This window comes from Kitasatospora sp. NPDC002227 (assembly GCF_040296285.1).
In the GTDB taxonomy this organism is placed as follows: domain Bacteria; phylum Actinomycetota; class Actinomycetes; order Streptomycetales; family Streptomycetaceae; genus Kitasatospora.
Map to the genome: position 1 here is coordinate 86,839 of NZ_JBEOWY010000024.1, position 17,346 is coordinate 104,184.

Here is a 17,346-nt window from a genome sequence, read left to right on the forward strand (position 1 = left end):
CGGTCTGCTCCCGCCTGGCCGCTGCGCCTTCCTGAGGTCTGCTCCCTGATCGCGCCCGCCCGCGCCCGCACCAGTGACGGCCCGGCTCGTGTGCGCCTTCAAGCGAAGCACGGAGAGGGGCGTGACTGGTAGCCAATCGAGGAGATTCGCTGTTACGAGTTGTGTGTCACTCTCCGTGCGCCCCCGTGAGCTCCGGGTTTATCCGCCCGGCGGTAGCCCGAACGGGTGGCGGGGCGCCCCGGTAGGCTGGCGCGGGTGAACGCCGAGACCCCTGCCCTGTGGGCCGACCCCGAGCGGGAGCAGCTGGAGGAGCTGGTCGCCGCGACCGAGCTGGCCTGGCTGACCCTGGACGTCGACGTGGAGACGCTGCGGGTCGAGATCGACAACTTCGCGCTGGTCCACCACGAGCTGCTCGGCCCGCTCTACGCCCGGCTCGACGAGCTGGACGCGCTGATCGCCGAGGCCGTCGCCCTGCGCAGCGGCGATCCGGCGGACCTGCGGCGGGCCGAGGAGGCCCGGCAGCGGGTCGCCGACCAGCCCGACCTGGACGCGCTGCGGGAGGCGGTGGCCGCCGCCGAGCAGGCTCCCGAGGAGCCGCAGCGCAGGGTGAAGCCGGACAAGGAGGCCCAGCGGATCTACCGCGAGCTGGCCCGCCGGGCGCACCCGGACCTGAGCACCGAGCCCGCCGAGCAGGAGCGCCGCTCGGCCTTCATCGCCCGGGTCAACGAGGCCTACGCCCAGAACGACAGTGCCCGCCTCGCCGAGCTGGCCGAGGAGTGGCGCACCGCCCCCGAGAGCGCCCCCGCCCCCGAGGCGCCGGACCGCCTGGCCTGGCTGCACGAGCGGCTGGAGTGGCTGCGCGGGCGGATCGGGGCGCTGGCCACCGAGCAGGTGCGCCTGGAGCGCACGCCGATGGGCGAGCTGCTGCGGCTGGCGCCGGCCGAGCCCGAGCGGCTCCTGGAGGAGCTGGCCGAGCAACTCCTCGGCCAGGCCGCCGGGCGGCAGGCCGAGCTGGCCCGGTTGCTGGCCGAGCTGGACGGGCAGAGCCCCCCCGCGTACGACAATGGGGCCCACCACCACGGATCTCGGGAGACCACCACGATGTTCACTCAGCTGCCCAGCACCGACGCCGCCTCGGTGCCCGCCGACGCCCAGCTCCTCGACGTCCGCGAGCAGGACGAGTGGGACGCCGGCCACGTCGAGGGCGCCCTGCACATCCCGATCGGCGAGGTGGTCGAGCGGATCGGCGAGCTGCCCGAGGCCAAGCTCTACGTCATGTGCCGGGTCGGCGGCCGTTCGGCGCAGGTCGTGCAGTACCTGGTGGCCCAGGGCCGCGAAGCGCTGAACGTGGACGGCGGGATGTTCGCCTGGGAGGCGGCCGGCCGGCCGATGGTGAGCTCCGACGGCCGGGACGCCTTCGTCCTCTGAGCCTCTGTTGCCGGTGTGCCCGGTGCGGCAGGATGACCGGGCACACCGGGCAGCTCTGAAGGAGGCCGCCGTGGCCCCGCAGGACGAGAGCGGACGGGTCTGGTCCCGGCCCGCGAAGGCGGTGCTCGCACTTTCCGGAGCCGCCCTGGTGCTCGGCACGCTCGGCTTCCTGGCCGCGCTCTTCCTGCACGTCGCCCCCGCCAACGTGCTCTCCGAGCGCTACCGGCGGCAGGTCGACGCCGTGGTCTACCCCGAGTTCGAGCAGAACTGGCGGCTCTTCGCGCCCGACCCGCTCCAGCAGGAGCTCCACCTGGACGCCCGGCTGCAGACCATCTCGGCCGACCAGCACATACGCACCCTCGACTGGGTGGACCTGACCGCCCGGGACTACGCGGCCGTCCGCCACGACCCGGCCCCCAGCCACGTGAACCAGAACCTGCTGCGCCGGGCCTGGGAGTTCTACGCGAGCACCCACCCGGACGGGGACGGCCGGGCCTCGGACGAACGCGGCCGGATCGCCGAGCAGTACTTGAAGAGAGCGGGTCTGGAGCGGTCCGGCGCCGCCGCGGTGGCGCCGGACCGGGTGCTGCAGGTGCAGTTCCGGCTGCGGACCCTGCCGATCGGCCCGCCCGGCTGGAGCTCCCAGCAGACCCCGGAGGCGGTGCCGGACCGCGTACTGCCCTGGTGGCCGGTGGGCGAGGACGACCTGCGGGGGCTCGGGTGACCTGGTTCTACGGCCGCCCGCTGGGCCGGTACCAGGCTGCCGCGGTGCGGATCGGCACCGGGCTGGCCTGGCTGGCGTACCTGCTGCGCGAGTGGCCGAACCGGCGGGTGCTGTACGGCGACCGCGCGCCCTGGTCGGACGAGCTGGCCGGGCGGCTGCTGGCCCAGACCCACGCCTTCACCGTGGTGGCCTGGCAGCACGGCCGGCTGTGGGACGAGCTGGTCTACCACCTGGCGATCCTGGCCGCCCTGCTGCTGGTGCTCGGCTGGCGCACCCGGGCGAGCGCCGCGCTGTTCGCCGTCACCGTGCTCTCGCTGCAGAACCGGGACGTGCTGGTCGGCGACGGCGGGGACAACCTGGTCCACCTGATGGCGCTGTACCTGCTGACGGTGCGTTGCTCACTGGTCTGGTCGCTGGACGCCCGGCGCTCGGTCAAGGGCGGTGGTGGGGAGGTCTGGCTGTGGGTGCTGCTCGGGACGGCGCTCGCCTTCGTGGCGCCGGGGGCGTGGTGGCTGTGGCTGCTCTGGGCGGTGGCCGGGATCTGGTGGGCCGTCGAACGGTGGTGGCCCGAGGGGGAGCCCCGGGCGGTGCTGGACGCGCTGGCCACCATGCTGCACAACTGCGGGCTGCTGCTGATCGCCGCTCAGGTGGTGCTGGTCTACGCGACGGCGGGTTGGTACAAGGTGCAGGGCGCCCGCTGGCAGGACGGCACCGCCCTCTACTACCCGCTGCACCTGGGCTGGTTCACCCCCTGGCCAGAGCTCAGCGGGCTGCTCGGCGGCTCGCTGCTGGTGGTCTTCCTGCTCTCCTACGGCACCGTGCTGCTGCAGGTCGCCTTCCCGTTCACGCTGGCCGACCGGCGGTTGAAGAACGTGCTGCTGGTGGTGGTGATGGCCGAGCACCTGGGGATCGCGGTGCTGCTCGGGCTGCCGTTCTTCTCGCTGGCGATGCTGGCGGCCGACGCCGTCTTCCTGCCGACCGCCTGGCTGCTGACGGTCGACCGCCGGGTTCGGAGCAGGCTCCCCTAGACTGGCCGATATGTCCTGGTCTGCGGCGCTCCGTGCCACCGTACGCGCCGGGCTGCACCTGGACCGGACGCTCAGCAGCCCCAAGCGCGCGCTGCGCGGGGCGGTGGCGGTGGCCCTGGTGGTCTTCCCCACCCTGGCGCTGGCCGGGCCGGCGCCCGCCACCTCGGCCGCGATGGGTGCCTTCATCGCCGGGACGGCGACCTTCCAGCGCAGCTTCCGCCCGCGCGTCTCGCTGGCCGTGGCGGCCGGGATCGGACTGGGCGTCAGCACCTTCCTCGGGTACCTGGCCGTCGGGGTGCCCGGCGCCTTCCCCGTACTGCTCGCCGTCTGGGCCTTCGGCGCCGGCATGGCCTGGGCGATCGGGCCGAGCAGCGGGGTGGTCGCGGCGACCACCGTCGCGGTGATGCTGGTGGTCGTCCAACTGCCCGTCAGCGTGCCCACCGCGCTCGGCCACGGGCTGCTCTGCGCGCTCGGCGGCGGGGTGCAGGCGCTGGTGGTCACCCTCTGGCCGCTGGACAGCTGGCGGGCCCAGCGCGACGCCCTCGCCGACACCTACGCCTCACTCGCCGACTACGCCCGGCGGCTGCGGCAGGACCCGACCGCGCACGTCGACCCGGAGCCGTTCATCCTGGCCCGCCAGGCCGCCACCCTGACGCCCTGGCAGGCCCGGCACCGGCCGCCCGAACTGGCCGGACTGCGCGGCATCGCCGAACGCATCCGCCCCGCCCTCGCGGCCCTGGCCGACCCCAAGGTCGGCGCCCCGGCCGAGGGCCCGCAGCGCGACCGGGCCCGGGAGATCCTGGGCGCCTGCGCCGAGGCGCTGGACGCGGTGGCCCGCGCCGTCCGGCACGCCGAACCGCTGCGCTCCACCCGCTCGGCCCCCCTGCTCACCCTGCTCGCCGCCGATGACGTCGAGGAGGCCAGGCTCACCGGCCCGGCCCGCCGCGCCGCCCGCCGACTGCTCACCCTGCTGCGCCGGGCCGCCGACACCTTCGACCGGCAGGACCAGGAGACCGTCAGCTCCCCCGCCCTCGGCCCCGGCCTGCGCCGCCCACCGCTCTTCCGGGTGCTGCCCGCCGCCTGGCAGGCCGTCCGCCGCCAGCTGCGCCCGCACTCCGCCGTCTGCCAGCACGCCGTCCGGCTCGCCGGCGTGGTCACCGTCGCCTACCTGACGGCCAAGCTGCTCGGGGTGCACCACGGCTACTGGGCGCCGATGACCGCCGCGATGGTGATGCGGCCCGACTTCGCCCAGACCTACAGCCGGGGCGTCGCCCGCCTCGCCGGGACGGTCGTCGGGGTCGCGCTCAGCACGGCGGTGGTCCAGCTGCTGCACCCCGGCGAGTGGCTCTCGGCCGCGCTCGCCGTGGTCTTCATCGGCGGGGCCTACCTGACCCTGCGCACGGGCTACGCGCTGATGACCGCCTGTGTGTCGAGCTACGTGGTCTTCCTGCTCGGGCTGCAGCCGAGCGACCCGATGCGCACCGCCACCGACCGGGTCGGGCTGACCCTGGTCGGCGGTGCGGTCGCGTTGCTCGCCTACGCGCTCTTCCCCACCTGGCAGACGGCCCGCCTGGCCGAGCGCCTCGCCGAGTGGCTGGCCGCCGCCGGGCGGTACGCCGGGGCGGTGCTCGGCGTCTTCGGCGAGCCCGAGCGGCGCGGCCGCGGGGACGTACGCAAGGCGCTGCTCGACTCCCGGGAGGCCCGCTCGGAGCTGCTGCAGGCGATCGAGCGGGCGGACGCCGAGCCGGTCCGCCATGACGCGCACTCCCCCGAGCTCTCCCGCAAGCAGATCGACCGGGCCCGGGCGGCGGTCGGGCTGCTCGGGCGCAGCGTGGTGCTGATGGAGGCGCACCTGCCGGAGAAGACGGGGGAGCCGGTGCCGGGGGCGGCGGAGTTCGCCGAGGAGGTGCGGTACGCGACGGCGATCGCGGCCGGGGCCCTGCTGGTGGGCCAGCCACCGGACTTCGAGGGGCTGCGGGAGACCTACCGCAGGTGGGACGAGCGGCTGGCGGAGCTGCCGGGGGACGACGCGGTCCGGGTGGCCCGGGCGGGGGGCCGGCTGGTGATGCAGGCGCTGGGGGAGCTGGAGAAGGCGGTGCGGCCGCGGCGGCCCGTACCCTCGGGGGCGTGAGCAGCGAAGGTGAGCCCCAGGTGGGGATGCAGTACGACGAGGATCCTGAGCGGGAGATCGGGGTGGGGCCGTACCCCGGGCCGTGGCCGGAGGGGGAGCAGTACGACCCGGAGCTGCTGGCGGGCGGGGACCGGCGCAACGTGGTCGACGAGTACCGCTACTGGCGGCACGAGGCGATCGTGGCGGACCTGGACACCCGGCGGCACGGGTTCCACGTGGCCGTGGAGAACTGGCAGCACGACTTCAACATCGGCTCGGTGGTGCGGACGGCCAACGCCTTCCTGGCCGAGGAGGTGCACATCGTCGGCCGGCGGCGGTGGAACCGGCGCGGGGCGATGGTGACGGACCGGTACCAGCACGTGCGGCACCACTCGGACGTGGCCTCGCTGGCCGCGTTCGCGGCGGCCCGGGGGATACCGGTGATCGGGATCGACAACCTGCCGGGCGCTGTGCCGCTGGAAAGTTTCGAGCTGCCCCAGCGGTGCGTGCTGTTGTTCGGCCAGGAGGGCCCGGGGCTGACCGAGGCCGCCTGGGAGCACTCGACGGCGGTGTGCTCGATCGCGCAGTACGGGTCGACGCGGTCGATCAATGCGGGGGCCGCGGCGGCGATTGCGATGCACGCGTGGATCCGTCAGTACGGCAGACAGTGCAACTGACCGGGGTTCCTAGGGCGCGGGAACGGGGTGGTTGGCCGCGCCGTTCCTCGCGCCCCTGACAGTGCAACCTCAGGTTGCAGAGAAAAGGTGCTTCCAGGTGTCCGGGCCGGGGTAGCCGTCGGCTTCTGAGCCTTGCCAGCCGAGGGAGTGTTGGTAGTCGGCGACGTTGAGGCGGTCGGATTCGGACCAGGTGGGGCCGGGGCCCTCGGTGTAGTGGCGGCTGAAGCCCTTGCGGACGAGTTGCTCGCCGAGCTGCCGGACGGCGTCGTTGGACTGGCCCGGGCCGAAGGCGGCGGTGCCGGGGAAGGGCGGGATGGTGGCCGGCGGGGGTGCGGGGGCCGGTGCGGGGGTCGGTGCCGGGGGTGGCGCGGCGGCGGCCGGGGGGATGTCGTGGCCGCCGCCGGTGACCAGGAGGTTCCAGGTGTCCTTGCCCGGGTAGCCGTCGGCCTCGGAGCCCTGCCAGCCCTGGGCGAGTTGGAAGGCCTCGGTGGCCCGCCGGTCGGCCTCGCCCCAGCTCGGGTCCGGCCCCTCGCCGTAGAAGCGGGCGCCGCCGCGCTGCACCAGCATCTCGCCGAGCCGCTTGACGTAGTCGTTGCTGCGGCCGGGCCCGAAGGCGTCGGTGCCGGGGAAGAGGTCGGCGGTGCCGGCCGCCAGGCCCCGGTAGCGGTAGGGGACGTAGGAGTCGGCGTGGCTCCAGTAGGCGTACGGGGTGGTGCGGCGGCGGGTGGCCGGGCGGGTCTGCTCGTACGCGAGGTACTGGGTGTGGGCGGAGTTCTGCCAGCCGCCGAAGATCACGGTGTGCGAGCCGCCCTGCGGGTTGTCGCTGTTGTTGTAGACCAGGATGTCGCCCGGCTGGAGGTCGGCGGGAGCTATTCGGTCGGCGAAGTCGGGCAGGGTCCAGGTGGTCTGGCTGCTGCCCAGGCCCCAGGCCATCGAGACGAAGCCCGAGCAGTCCTGGCGGTAGCCGTCCGTCCAGTAGCTGCCCATGCTGTACGGCACCTGCAGGTCCACCCAGCGCTGCGCCCGGGCGATGATCTCGGTGCGGGTGGTCGCGGCGGCGGCGCCGCGGGTGTGGGGTGCCAGGCCGTGGCCGTTGCCGCCGAAGAGCGGGCTGACCTCGCCCTGGGGGGTGTCGGTGTCGCTGGCGCTGCTGCTGGGGGCGGCGGTGGCGCTCGCGGTGGCGGCGGTGCCGAGCACCGTGCCGACGGCGGCCATCAGCAGGGCGGCGCGGCGGGCCCGGCGGGGCGCACGGGCGGCGGGCCGGGGGCGGGAGCTGCGGCGGGCGGCGCAGTCGCCGCAGCCGCAGCTCGCGTCCGGGGCTATCTCGGTGAACTCCATCAGCACGGGGTTGTCCTCCTCTAGAGAGGGAGGATGTGTTCCACCGTGAGATGAGGGCGAATCAGGACAAAGGTCATATAAAGGGAAAATCTCGTCAGTAGTAGTCGCGCATCAGTTCGGTGGACCAGGCCGGCTGCCGGGTCTCGCCGAGCGGGGCGAACTCCGCCATGTACGGCTTGATGTCCAGCACGGGGGTGCCCTCGACGGCGTCCAGACCGAGCACGTGGATGTCCAGGCCGTCCGTCTTCACCAGACGGCAGCGGGAGACGCCGATCCGGTTGGGGCGGTTCTTGCCGCGCTGGGCGAAGATGCCGACCAGCGGGAGGTCGGGGTTGTTGCGCGGGTGGCGGTGACCGGTCTCGATCTTCGTCAGGGGCACCTGGTCGAAGTGGAAGACCACCTCGAGGTGGGAGAAGTCGGTCAGGCCGGAGATGGCGTCCGGGGTGAAGCGGGTCTCGTCCAGCCGGATCACGGCGGCGACCTCGCCCCACTCGAAGCGGTCGTCGACCTCGGTGCGGTCGCTGCTGCGGACGGTGGCTATGGGTTCCAGAACGATCTCGGTCATGCGGGTCAGTATCGGGGCGCGGGCGGGTTGGCGGGGGAGAATTCCGGGGCGCTCCAGGTGAGCGGGGTCGCGTGGGCGATCTCGACGGCGCGTTCGACGGTGAACTCGACGCCCTCGTGGTCGGCCCTGGCGGTGCCGGAGAGGTGCAGGGCGGAGCCGGTCTCCCAGTCGGGGAGCAGCAGGGCGGCGGCCGGGTTGAGTTCGAGGTTGCCGAGCGTCATGAAGAGCTGGTTGCCCGGGTACTCGGGCCAGCGCAGGAGGTTCGGGGCCGGGGAGGTGAGGAAGCCCGGCAGGCCGCCGCGGTGGGAGGCGTCGGCCTTGCCCAGCGGGTCGGCGGTGGCCACGAAGAAGGTGTCGGCGGTGGTGGCGAGCAGGCGCTGGGCGGTGCTGAGGCTGTCGGTGTCGCTGAGCAGGCGGGGGGTTCGCGGTGGTGTGTCCACCGGGGTGCGGCGCTGGATGTACTTGGGGCAGTTGGCGAGGACCTGTTCGGGGGTGATCAGCAGGCCCCCGGGGGTGGGGACGGCCAGGCCGTTGACCCGCATCCGGCGGCGGCCGGCGGAGTCGAGGGCGATGGTGCCGACCTCCACCGGGCCGGAGAAGGCCCCGGCGAGAGGGTCCGCGGCGGTGGGGCGGGCGGCGACGGCGAGGGTGTGCTCGTCCGGCGCCCGCAGGAAGCCCGCCGGGCCAGCCAGCTGGGTGATCCAGAGACGGCCGGTGGGGTCGGCGGCGGCGAGGACGAGGGTGCGGCGCTCTTCGAGGAAGCGGGCGGCCACGGCGGGGATGGTGTCGCGGATCGCTCGGGCGGCTTGGGCAGCAGTGGGCATGTGGGTACACCGTCCAGGGGCGCGGGGAACTGCGCGAAGTCGGGAGAGGCGTAGCTGTTGCGCTGCGCATGGAGTCAGTTGCACGTGGGTGGATAGTGCAAGCGGGGCGGGTGCCTTGCTGCGGCGCGGTGCGGGGTTGGCCGCGCAGTTCCTCGCGCCCCTGAATAGTGCAACTCGCCCTTTGAGTTAGAAGAACCCGCAGGTGGGGGCGTCTGACGGGGCCGCCACGGCCTCCGTCAGAGCGTGGGCGGTGTAGATCTCCAGGCGGGTGCCGTCGGGGTCGGTGAAGAAGATGCCGCCGGAGGGGGAGCCCTCGCGGTGGGGGACGACGCCGTCGTGGGTGAAGGTGGCGCCGAGCTGCTTGAGGACGGTCTCGGCGGCGAGGACCTCGTCGAGGGTGTCGAGCTGGAAGGAGAGGTGGTGCAGGCCGGGACGGTCGGTGGCGAACGTGCCGGTGGACTGCTGCCAGAGGGTCACCAGGGTGCGGCCGCCGGCGCCGAGGAAGGCGTGGTCCTCGGCCTTGACGGTGGTGGTCAGGCCGAAGGCCTGCTCGTAGAAGGCGACGGAGCGGGCGAGGTCGGTGACGTTGATCCCGATGTGGCCGGTCTGCAGGGAAGACATCCGTACGGCTCCAAGGTTGGCGTGGCCCGGTCTCTCTAACCGGTACTGATGACAGTAGTGGTTAGAGAGGGCGAGATCAACCGTTGTGGAGTTCTGTAAGGGTTAGAAGGGGGTCACTCCCACTCCCAGCGGATACCGACCTGGCCGGGCGGCTGGTCGAGGGCCAGCACATGGGCGCTGGCCGAGGCGCCGATCCAGAGCTGGCGGCGGCGGTTGTCCTCGTCCAGGCCGGGCTCGCGCTGGTACTGCTCGCAGTGGACGGGCACGGCCGCCGGGTCGAAGTGCACCTGCAGGACGTACTCGCGGACCGGCACGGCGAAGCGCCGGGCGTAGGTGGTGGCGGGGGCGCCGGGCGGGATCTCGACCTCGTACTCGATGACGGTGCTGTCGCCCGCGCCGAGCGGGCGGTCGAGCAGCAGCTCGGCCACCAGCAGGCCGCTCTCGGGGCGGCGGCGGACCCTGCCCAGGCGGGCGTGCCGGACGGAGGTGATCTCCGGGCAGCCGGTGGCCTCCTCGTCGGCCTTGTGGACGACCAGGCAGCGGGAGACGCCGCTGACCGTGGCGCGCACGACCTGCCGCATCCGCAGCATCGTGCCGCGCCGCTCGGCGTCGACGTAGTAGGAGTCGTGGATGCTGAGCCGCTCGAGCTCGCCGGTGGGCGGGGCGTCCAGCTCGGCGAAGACGCCGTAGATCTCCTGCTCGCCGGGCCAGATCTCCTCGACCGGGAGGCTGTCGGCGGCGGCGGGGGTGACCCAGCGGCCGCGCGGGCGGGGCGGGCCGAGCAGGGTCGAGAGGGTGGTGTGCGGGAGGCCGAGCAGCTCCTCCAGGAGGTGGACGGCGCGCAGCGAGGTGGCCCGCTCGGGCTGGCTGCGGCCCCGGCGCCAGTAACTCAGCGTGGTGACGCTGACTCTGACGCCCTGTTGGGCCAGGGCGGCTCTGAGCCGGTCCAGGCTGAGGCCGCTGGCCTCGATCGAGGCGTGCAGCGTCTCGGCGAAGCCGCCGCCGGGCGGGGCGGCCAGGGGCGCGGCCACCGGCGGCCGGCCGGGCACGGACGCGTCGGCGACCGCCTCGGCATCGTGCCGATGGCCCACGAGTCTGAGCCGACCGGTGTGCTGTGCTTGCTGTGAGGCCATGCGACAACCCTCCCCACCAGGCGAGTTCGGTGGGATGAGCCCAACGAGAATGCGTCAGGGAATCGGCCACCGAGTTGTCGGAACCCTACGCACGGTCGAGAGGCTACGTCATCCACCTGGACCTATGACAGTGGTCACGACAAGATTAAACACACTGGAAACACAGCTGCCGGTACGGGCTGTGGAGCCCGTACCGGCAGCTGTCACTGGCCGTACGTCAGGAGACGTTCAGCGCGGTGTCGTCGATCACGAAGCTGGTCTGGAGCGAGGAGTCCTCCACACCGTTGAACTTGATGGTGACGCTCTGGCCCGCGTAGGCCGAGAGGTCGAAGGTGCGCTGGGTGAAGCCGGTGGCCGCGTCCACGTTGGAGTAGGTCTTCAGCGCGGTGCCGTTCACCGAGACGGTGAGCTTGTCGTACGCGGTGGAGCCGGTCTCGGCGGTGTCGATGTGCAGCCAGAAGCTGAAGCTGGCCTTGCAGCCGGCCGGGACGGTGACGGTCTGCGAGACGGTGTCGGTGTGGGCCGAGCCGTAGCCGTTCATCCAGGCCTTCCAGGAGCCGGAGTGGGCGGCCTGGGAGGTGCTGTTGTCGACGACGCCGGAGGTGGTGGTCCACGGGGCGGCGGTGCCGGTCTCGAAGCCCGCGTTGCCGAGCAGCTGGGCCGGGGTGCAGCCGGTGGAGCCGCCGGTGACGGTCCAGGTGAAGGAGGCCGAGCCGGTGGCACCGGTGGTGTCGGTGGCGGTGACCGTGACCGTGCCCGAGGAGGCGGTGGTCGGGGTGCCGGTGATCTTGCCCGTGGACGAGATCGACAGGCCGGCCGGGAGGCCGGTGGCCGAGTAGCTCAGGGTCTGGCCGGTGGCCGAGTCGGAGCCGCTCACCTGCAGGCTGACGGCGGTGCCGACGGTGCCGTTCTGGGTGCCCGGGTTGGTCACCGTGACGGTGTTGCCGGTCGGGGTGCCGCCGCTGTTCAGCAGGGCGGTGGCCAGCGCGTCGGCGACCGGGGTGCCCCAGCCGGTGACCTGGTCGTAACCGGTCTTGGTGGAGAAGTCCTGGTTGGCGCCGGAGGTGACGTCGTGGAAGGTCGACGCGTAGCTGCTGCTGTTGGCGATCGAGTACAGCTTCGGGTTGGCCTCGCCCAGGTTGGCCTTGCCCGCGGCGGCGGCCTTCTGGTTGTAGAGCGCGGCGTAGCCGGACCACAGCGGCGCGGCGGCGGAGGTGCCACCGTAGACCTGCCACCCGGCGCTGGTCGAGCCCTGGGTGTAGATCGCGAAGCCGCTCTGCGGGTCGGCGTTGGAGGAGACGTCGGGCACGGTGCGCATGGTGCCGGAGACGCCGGTGCCGGTCTGCCAGGAGGGCTTGGCGTACTGGGTCGAGACGCCGCCACCCGCGGTGGACCAGGCGCTCTCGGAGGAGTACGTGCTGCCGGAGACCTTCAGGTTGGTGCCGCCGACGCCGGTGTTGTACGGGCTGGAGGCCGGGAAGTCGACGGCCTTGACCGTGGAGCCGCTGGTGGAGCGGGTGCAGTCGCGCGAGCCGTCGTCACCCGAGGCCGAGAAGATCGAGATGCCCTGGGCGGCGGCCTGCTTGAAGGAGTTGTTCACGGCCGTCATGGAGGCGGCGGTGGTGTCCGGCTCGCAGGAGCCCCAGGAGATCGAGATGACCGAGACCTGGTTGTCCGCCACGATCTTGGCGGCCATGTCGATCTCGCCCTGGTCGCTGTTCGGGGCCTCGTAGACCAGCTGGGTCGCCTTGGGGGCCACGCCGCGCACGATCTCGGAGTCCAGCTCGACCTCGCCCTGGCCCTCGCCGGGGGTGGTGTCGTAGTTGGCGCCGTCCACCGAGACGGTGGTGACGGTCGGGCCGGTCAGGCCGTACTGGGTGTCGTAGGTCTTGAGGTTGGTCGACTTGTAGCCGTCGAACTCCCAGAGGGCGATCTTGACGCCGGTGCCGTCGGTGCCGACCTTGTTCAGGTTGTAGGCGCCGTCGTACTGGCTCGGGCCGAAGCCGCTCGGGGTGGCGTGCGGGACCACGTTCTGCGGCTTGGCCACCCGGGTGGTGCGCACGGTGTAGTTGTTCAGGCCGCTGACACCGTTGACGATGTCGGCGAGGGCGGCCGGGACGGTGGCCGCACCCTCGTTGGCGAAGAAGGAACGGTTCTTCGAGGCGTCGAAGAAGGCGCTCTCCTGGGTGCCGAAGGCCTTGGAGATCTGCGCGGCGGTGCCGTGCGCGTTGACCACCTGGCGGTTGGCGCTGACCGAGGCGACGGTCAGGCCCTGGGCGGCCAGGTAGGACTTGACCTGGTCCACGTCCGCCTGGGTGGGGCCGAAGCGGGCGGTGAACTGGGCCGGGGTCAGGTACTGGCCGAACTCCGGGCTGCCCTTGGTGGAGACGGCCTTGAGGAAGGCGTCCAGCGCGGCCTCGTTGCGCAGCTTGAGGCTGATCGCGACGGAGATCTGGGTGTTGCTGGGGAGCGTGGCGGTCTTCGCCGAGTGGGCGACGGCCGGCGTCACGGTGTTGGGGAGCGCCACCCGGGAGGCGGAGGCGTTCGGGGTCGGCACGGCGGCCGCGACATTGGCACCCAGGGACACGACGGTCAGGGGCAGCACGGCGAGGGCCGAGACGAGAGCGAGCGAGCGGGGTCGCACGGGTCCTCCGGATTGTGTGGGGGCGCTCCGGGGTTGAAACGCTGAGAAGAAGCTTCCAGAAACCTCACAGGAAATGACCCATGACTGAGCAATTGGTTGCTAAAAAACAGTCAAGTGTGGAATGGCGATTCATGAACAGAATGCGCGATTCTCCATACAGTGAATAAAGAAACGGAGCTCCCCCGCGGCGTTACACTCCCAGGTATGGCAGACCCACGTGACCCGCGACCCCTCACCGGTGAACCGCTCTCGATCGATCTGCTGAACACCCGGTGGCGCAGCGGCGCCGCCGCCCAGGACTTGCTGACCGACCTGGCCGGCTACGAGATCTGGCTCTCCTCGGCCGGGCTGGCCGAGCGCTGCGAGGTGAGCGAGGCGGCGCTGGCCGCGGCCCGCGAGGCGCGGGAGGCGGTGGCCGCAGCGCTCGGTGGCGGTGACGCCGCCGCGCTGAACGCCGTGCTCGGGCGCGGTCGGGTGCGGCGCTCGCTCGGCCCGGCCGGTCCGGCGGAGTCCGTCGAGGCGGACGGCCCGCAGTGGCTGGCGGCCTGGCTGGCGGCCGACGACTACCTGGCGCTGGTGCGCCAGGGCGAGCGGCGGATCAAGCAGTGCGCCGGCCCGGGCTGCGTGCTGCATTTCCTCGACACCTCGCAGAACGGGCGCCGCAGGTGGTGCTCGATGGCCACCTGCGGGAACCGCGCGAAGGCCGCGCGGCACTACGAGAAGGTGACCGGGGGCAGCTGAACCGCCCCCGGTTGTGTGCGTTACGTGCCGGAATTGTCGGCAGCGGCTCTCATGCCCGGTTCTCAGAATCGGGCGTTCCGGTTGACGGGCGTCAGGCCGGGGTGCCCAGCCACTGGGCCAGGGCGGCGCGGATCTCGCCCCGGCTCGGGTCCACCGCGGCCCAGGCGGCGTAGCCGTCGGGGCGTACCAGCAGCACGGTGTCCCGGAGCTTGCCGTGCGGATCGGCCGGGGCGGCGGTGGTGAGCCGGTCCTCCCAGGGCTCGGCCACCGAGAGCTCGTCGTTGCTGATCAGCACGGACCGGCCGGCCCGCAGCGCCGCGTACAGGCGGTCGGGGGCGCCGGGGGTGTCGACGGCGAGCCGCAGGTCCGGGATGCGGCGGCCGGTCAGCGGGTGGGCGTCGTTGCCCGCCGGGTACGCGACGGCCAGGCCGGAGACGGTACGGGCGGCCTTGGCGGTGATCGGGCCCAGGTGCCCGGCGCCGGCGGTCAGGGCCGAGCGCAGCAGCCGGCGCGGGCCGGTCTGCCCGAGCGCGAGCCGCACCAGCGCGCCGGAGCTGCGCAGCACGGCCTTGCCGACCGGGTGACGCTCCGTCTGGTAGGTGTCCAACAGGGCGTCGGGTGACCATCCGTTGAGTACGGCGGCCAGCTTCCAGCTCAGGTTGGCGGCGTCCTGCAGGCCGGTGTTCATGCCCTGCCCGCCGGCCGGGGAGTGGCAGTGCGCGGCGTCGCCCGCCAGCAGCACCCGGCCGGAGCGGTAGCTCGGGGCCTGGCGCTCGTCGCTGTGGAAGCGGGACATCCAGCGCGGGTCGCGCAGGCCGTGGTCCACCCCCAGCACCTCGCGGGTGATGTCCACCAGCTCGGAGAACACCACGGGTGCGCTGTCCGGGAGTTGCCGGGCGCGGTCCCAGGCGAGCACCCGGTACCAGCCGTCCCCGAAGGGGGCCAGGAAGGCGAAGCCGCGCTCGTTGGCGTTGGCGGTGAGCAGTTGCGCCGGGGGCCGCTCCAGCTGGACGTCGGCCAGCATGACCGAGCTGAGCACCGACTGGCCGGGGAAGGGGATGCCGAGCAGATCGCGCACGGTGCTGCGGACACCGTCGGCGCCGACGGCGTACCGGGCCCGGTGGGTGGTGACCTTGCCGTCCGTCTCGGTGTCGAGCTCGACTCCCTGGGCGTCCTGGCGCAGGCCGACCAGCCGGGCCCCGCGCAGCAGGGTCACGCCCTGCTTCAACGCCCGCTCCTGGAGCAGGTGTTCGGTGTTCGACTGCGGGGTGATCAGCACGAACGGGAAGCGGGTGGGCAGCTCGCTCAGCCGCAGGTCGAGCTTGCCGAAGAACTGGAGGGCACCCAGCGCGGTGCCGGTGGCGATCAGGTCCTCGGCCAGGCCGCGGGCGTCGAGCAGTTCGAGGGTGCGGGCGTGCACGGCGAACGCCCTGGTCAGGTTGGACTCGGCGGCGCGCTTCTCCAGCACCGTCACCCGGAGTCCGGCGGCGGCCAGATCACCGGCCAGCAGCAGCCCGGTGGGCCCCGCTCCGACAATCACCACATCCGAGGTCAGCTGCTTCTCGGCCATCGGCCATCTCCCGGTGTTCGGACCAGCGTTCACGCCACGTGGGCGTACCTAGCCTGTCATCATCCTGGTCCGGGCGGGAGGTGTTCACGCAGGCTGGCGGGTGGGCGGCCCCGAGCAGGGGCCGCCCACCCGCCTGGCGGCGGCTCAGCTGTGGCGGCGGATCTCCACGGTGCGGAACCGGCTGGCGACGAAAGCGCCGTCGCAGTAGGCCGAGTTGGCGGCCGGGTTGGCCCCGGTGCCGTGCAGGTCGGAGAAGGCGGCGGTCTGGTTGGCGAAGACCCCGCCGGTCAGGTTGAGCGAGAGGGAGACACCGGCGTCCAGGCAGGCGTCGACCACGGCGTCCTCCACGCCCTCGTCGACCGTCCAGGCGGCGGCCGTCATGGCGCCCTGCTCCTTGACCGTACGGCGCAGCAGCTCGACGGCGGCCTCGGCCGACTCGACGGCGACGGCGAAGCTGACCGGGCCGAAGCACTCGGTGAGGAAGGCGGCGCGGTCGTCCGGCTTGTCGGAGTCGGCGCGGACCAGGGCGGGCGTGCGGATCACCGCGGCCGGGAACTCCGGCGAGGTGACCACCCGCGGGGCGAGCGCGAGGTCGCCGTACTCGCCGCTCGCGGCGGAGACGGTGCGCTGCAGCACGCCCGGGTTGACCACGGCGCCGAGGATCTGGGCGGCCTTGGCGTCGTCCTTCAGCAGGCCCTCGATCGCGCCGGCGAGGTCGGTGACCACCTCGTCGTAGGTCTTGGAGCCCTCGTCGGTGCGGACACCGGTGCGGGGGATCAGCAGGTTCTGCGGGGTGGTGCACATCTGGCCGCTGTACAGCGAGAGGGAGAAGGCCAGGTTGGCCAGCATGCCGCGGTAGTTGTCGGTGGACTCGACGATGACGGTGTTGACGCCCGCCTTCTCGGTGTACACCTGCGCCTGGCGGGCGTTCTCCTCCAGCCAGTCACCGAAGGTGGTCGACCCGGTGTAGTCGATGATCTTGACCTCGGGGCGGGTGGCCAGCGTCGCGGCGATGGTCCCGCCCTCGTGCTCGGCGGCCAGCACGATCAGGTTCGGGTCGAAGCCGGCCTCGGCCAGCACCTCACGGGCGATCTTCACGGTGAGGGCCAGCGGCAGGGTGGCGCGCGAGTGCGGCTTGACCAGCACCGGGTTGCCGGTGGCCAGCGAGGCGAACAGGCCGGGGAAGCCGTTCCAGGTCGGGAAGGTGTTGCAGCCGATCAGCAGCGCGAGGCCGCGCGGCACGACGGTGAAGTCCTTGACCATGCTCAGCGGGTCGCGCTTGCCCTGCGGCTTGGTCCAGCTCGCCTGCTTGGGGAGGCGGGTCTGCTCGGCGTACGCGTAGGCGACGGCCTCCAGGCCGCGGTCCTGGGCGTGCGGGCCGCCGGCCTGGAAGGCCATGCCGTAGGCCTGGCCGGTGGTGTGCATCACCGCGTGCGCGAACTCGTGGCTGCGGGCGTTGATCCGGGCCAGGATCTCCAGGCAGACGGCGGCGCGGGCGGCCGGGCTCGCGGCGGCCCAGGCCGGCTGCGCGGCGGTCAGCGCGGCGATCAGCGCCTGCGGCTCGGCGTGCGGGTAGGTGACGCCGAGCGCCTGCCCGTACGGGGAGGTCTCCCCGCCCACCAGCTCGCCGGAGCCGGGGTGGCCCTCGAGGGCGAACGGCGAGTCGAGCAGCGCCTCGAAGGCGGCCTTGCCGTCGGCCATCCCGGTCTCGCCGTAGGCCTTCGCGAACTCCGGGTACGGCGACCAGTAGTCGCGCGAGGCGGAGGCGTCGAGCGCACCGGTGAGGGTCTGCTGGTGACGGTCGATCAGTTCGGCGACGAAGGGGTGGTCGGCCGGTGCGGTCATGGTGCGCTCCTCTGCGGGGCGGACGGGACGCACCCCAGCGTAACCGAACGATCGGTCGGTGCAAGCCCCTGGCCGGGGGCTTGTGGGGGGCGTCTGGA

General features: G+C 72.8%; 14 protein-coding genes. 6 read left to right on the top strand and 8 right to left on the bottom strand.

Features of this window, described 5'->3' with window-relative positions; all coding sequences use genetic code 11:
- The first annotated feature begins 255 nt into the window (after positions 1-255).
- From ABT095_RS21890 to ABT095_RS21910, 5 genes are all read left to right on the top strand, one after another.
- Complete coding sequence (locus ABT095_RS21890; protein WP_350531129.1) at positions 256-1,428, top strand: rhodanese-like domain-containing protein; 1,173 nt, start codon at positions 256-258, stop codon at positions 1,426-1,428.
- Positions 1,429-1,498: 70 nt separating this feature from the next.
- A complete protein-coding gene (locus ABT095_RS21895) occupies positions 1,499-2,152 on the top strand; it encodes a DUF5819 family protein (protein ID WP_350531130.1) in 654 nt (217 codons plus the stop codon).
- Positions 2,149-3,180 carry an HTTM domain-containing protein gene (locus ABT095_RS21900; RefSeq protein ID WP_350531131.1) on the top strand — a complete coding sequence of 344 codons (1,032 nt, stop codon included), beginning with the start codon at positions 2,149-2,151 and terminating at the stop codon, positions 3,178-3,180. The genes ABT095_RS21895 and ABT095_RS21900 overlap by 4 nt, the downstream gene beginning before the upstream one ends.
- Before the next feature lie 10 nt (positions 3,181-3,190).
- Positions 3,191-5,311: an FUSC family protein gene (locus ABT095_RS21905; protein ID WP_350531132.1), complete on the top strand. Its 2,121-nt coding sequence runs from the start codon at positions 3,191-3,193 to the stop codon at positions 5,309-5,311.
- 26 nt (positions 5,312-5,337) lie between these two features.
- On the top strand, positions 5,338-5,967 hold the full coding sequence (locus tag ABT095_RS21910; RefSeq protein ID WP_350531163.1) for a TrmH family RNA methyltransferase: 630 nt from the start codon (positions 5,338-5,340) through the stop codon (positions 5,965-5,967).
- A gap of 69 nt (positions 5,968-6,036) precedes the next feature.
- Here ABT095_RS21910 and ABT095_RS21915 read toward each other — a convergent pair whose 3' ends face one another.
- From ABT095_RS21915 to ABT095_RS21940, 6 genes are all read right to left on the bottom strand, one after another.
- Positions 6,037-7,305 (bottom strand): peptidoglycan-binding protein, encoded by a 1,269-nt coding sequence (locus tag ABT095_RS21915; RefSeq protein ID WP_350531164.1) that lies wholly within the window; start codon positions 7,303-7,305, stop codon positions 6,037-6,039.
- A 94-nt stretch (positions 7,306-7,399) separates the two neighbouring features.
- Complete coding sequence (locus ABT095_RS21920) at positions 7,400-7,870, bottom strand: SAM-dependent methyltransferase (RefSeq protein WP_350531133.1); 471 nt, start codon at positions 7,868-7,870, stop codon at positions 7,400-7,402.
- A 5-nt stretch (positions 7,871-7,875) separates the two neighbouring features.
- Positions 7,876-8,694, bottom strand: a complete 819-nt coding sequence (locus ABT095_RS21925) for a pyridoxamine 5'-phosphate oxidase family protein (protein ID WP_350531134.1) — start codon at positions 8,692-8,694, stop codon at positions 7,876-7,878.
- A gap of 186 nt (positions 8,695-8,880) precedes the next feature.
- A complete protein-coding gene (locus ABT095_RS21930; protein ID WP_350531135.1) occupies positions 8,881-9,315 on the bottom strand; it encodes a VOC family protein in 435 nt (144 codons plus the stop codon).
- Between the two features lie 113 nt (positions 9,316-9,428).
- Positions 9,429-10,406 (bottom strand): helix-turn-helix domain-containing protein, encoded by a 978-nt coding sequence (locus ABT095_RS21935; RefSeq protein WP_350531136.1) that lies wholly within the window; start codon positions 10,404-10,406, stop codon positions 9,429-9,431.
- A 259-nt stretch (positions 10,407-10,665) separates the two neighbouring features.
- Positions 10,666-13,092 (bottom strand): protease pro-enzyme activation domain-containing protein, encoded by a 2,427-nt coding sequence (locus ABT095_RS21940; RefSeq protein ID WP_350531137.1) that lies wholly within the window; start codon positions 13,090-13,092, stop codon positions 10,666-10,668.
- 204 nt (positions 13,093-13,296) lie between these two features.
- On the opposite strand from ABT095_RS21940, the gene ABT095_RS21945 reads away from it, so the two are divergent.
- Positions 13,297-13,833, top strand: a complete 537-nt coding sequence (locus tag ABT095_RS21945; RefSeq protein ID WP_350531138.1) for a CGNR zinc finger domain-containing protein — start codon at positions 13,297-13,299, stop codon at positions 13,831-13,833.
- A 91-nt stretch (positions 13,834-13,924) separates the two neighbouring features.
- Here ABT095_RS21945 and ABT095_RS21950 read toward each other — a convergent pair whose 3' ends face one another.
- Together ABT095_RS21950 and paaN are read right to left on the bottom strand one after the other, a co-directional pair.
- The gene (locus ABT095_RS21950; protein WP_350531139.1) at positions 13,925-15,403 is read right to left on the bottom strand and encodes an FAD-dependent monooxygenase; all 1,479 of its coding nucleotides are present in this window, start codon (positions 15,401-15,403) and stop codon (positions 13,925-13,927) included.
- A gap of 144 nt (positions 15,404-15,547) precedes the next feature.
- Positions 15,548-17,248: a phenylacetic acid degradation protein PaaN gene (paaN, locus tag ABT095_RS21955; RefSeq protein ID WP_350531140.1), complete on the bottom strand. Its 1,701-nt coding sequence runs from the start codon at positions 17,246-17,248 to the stop codon at positions 15,548-15,550.
- Positions 17,249-17,346 lie beyond the last annotated feature (98 nt).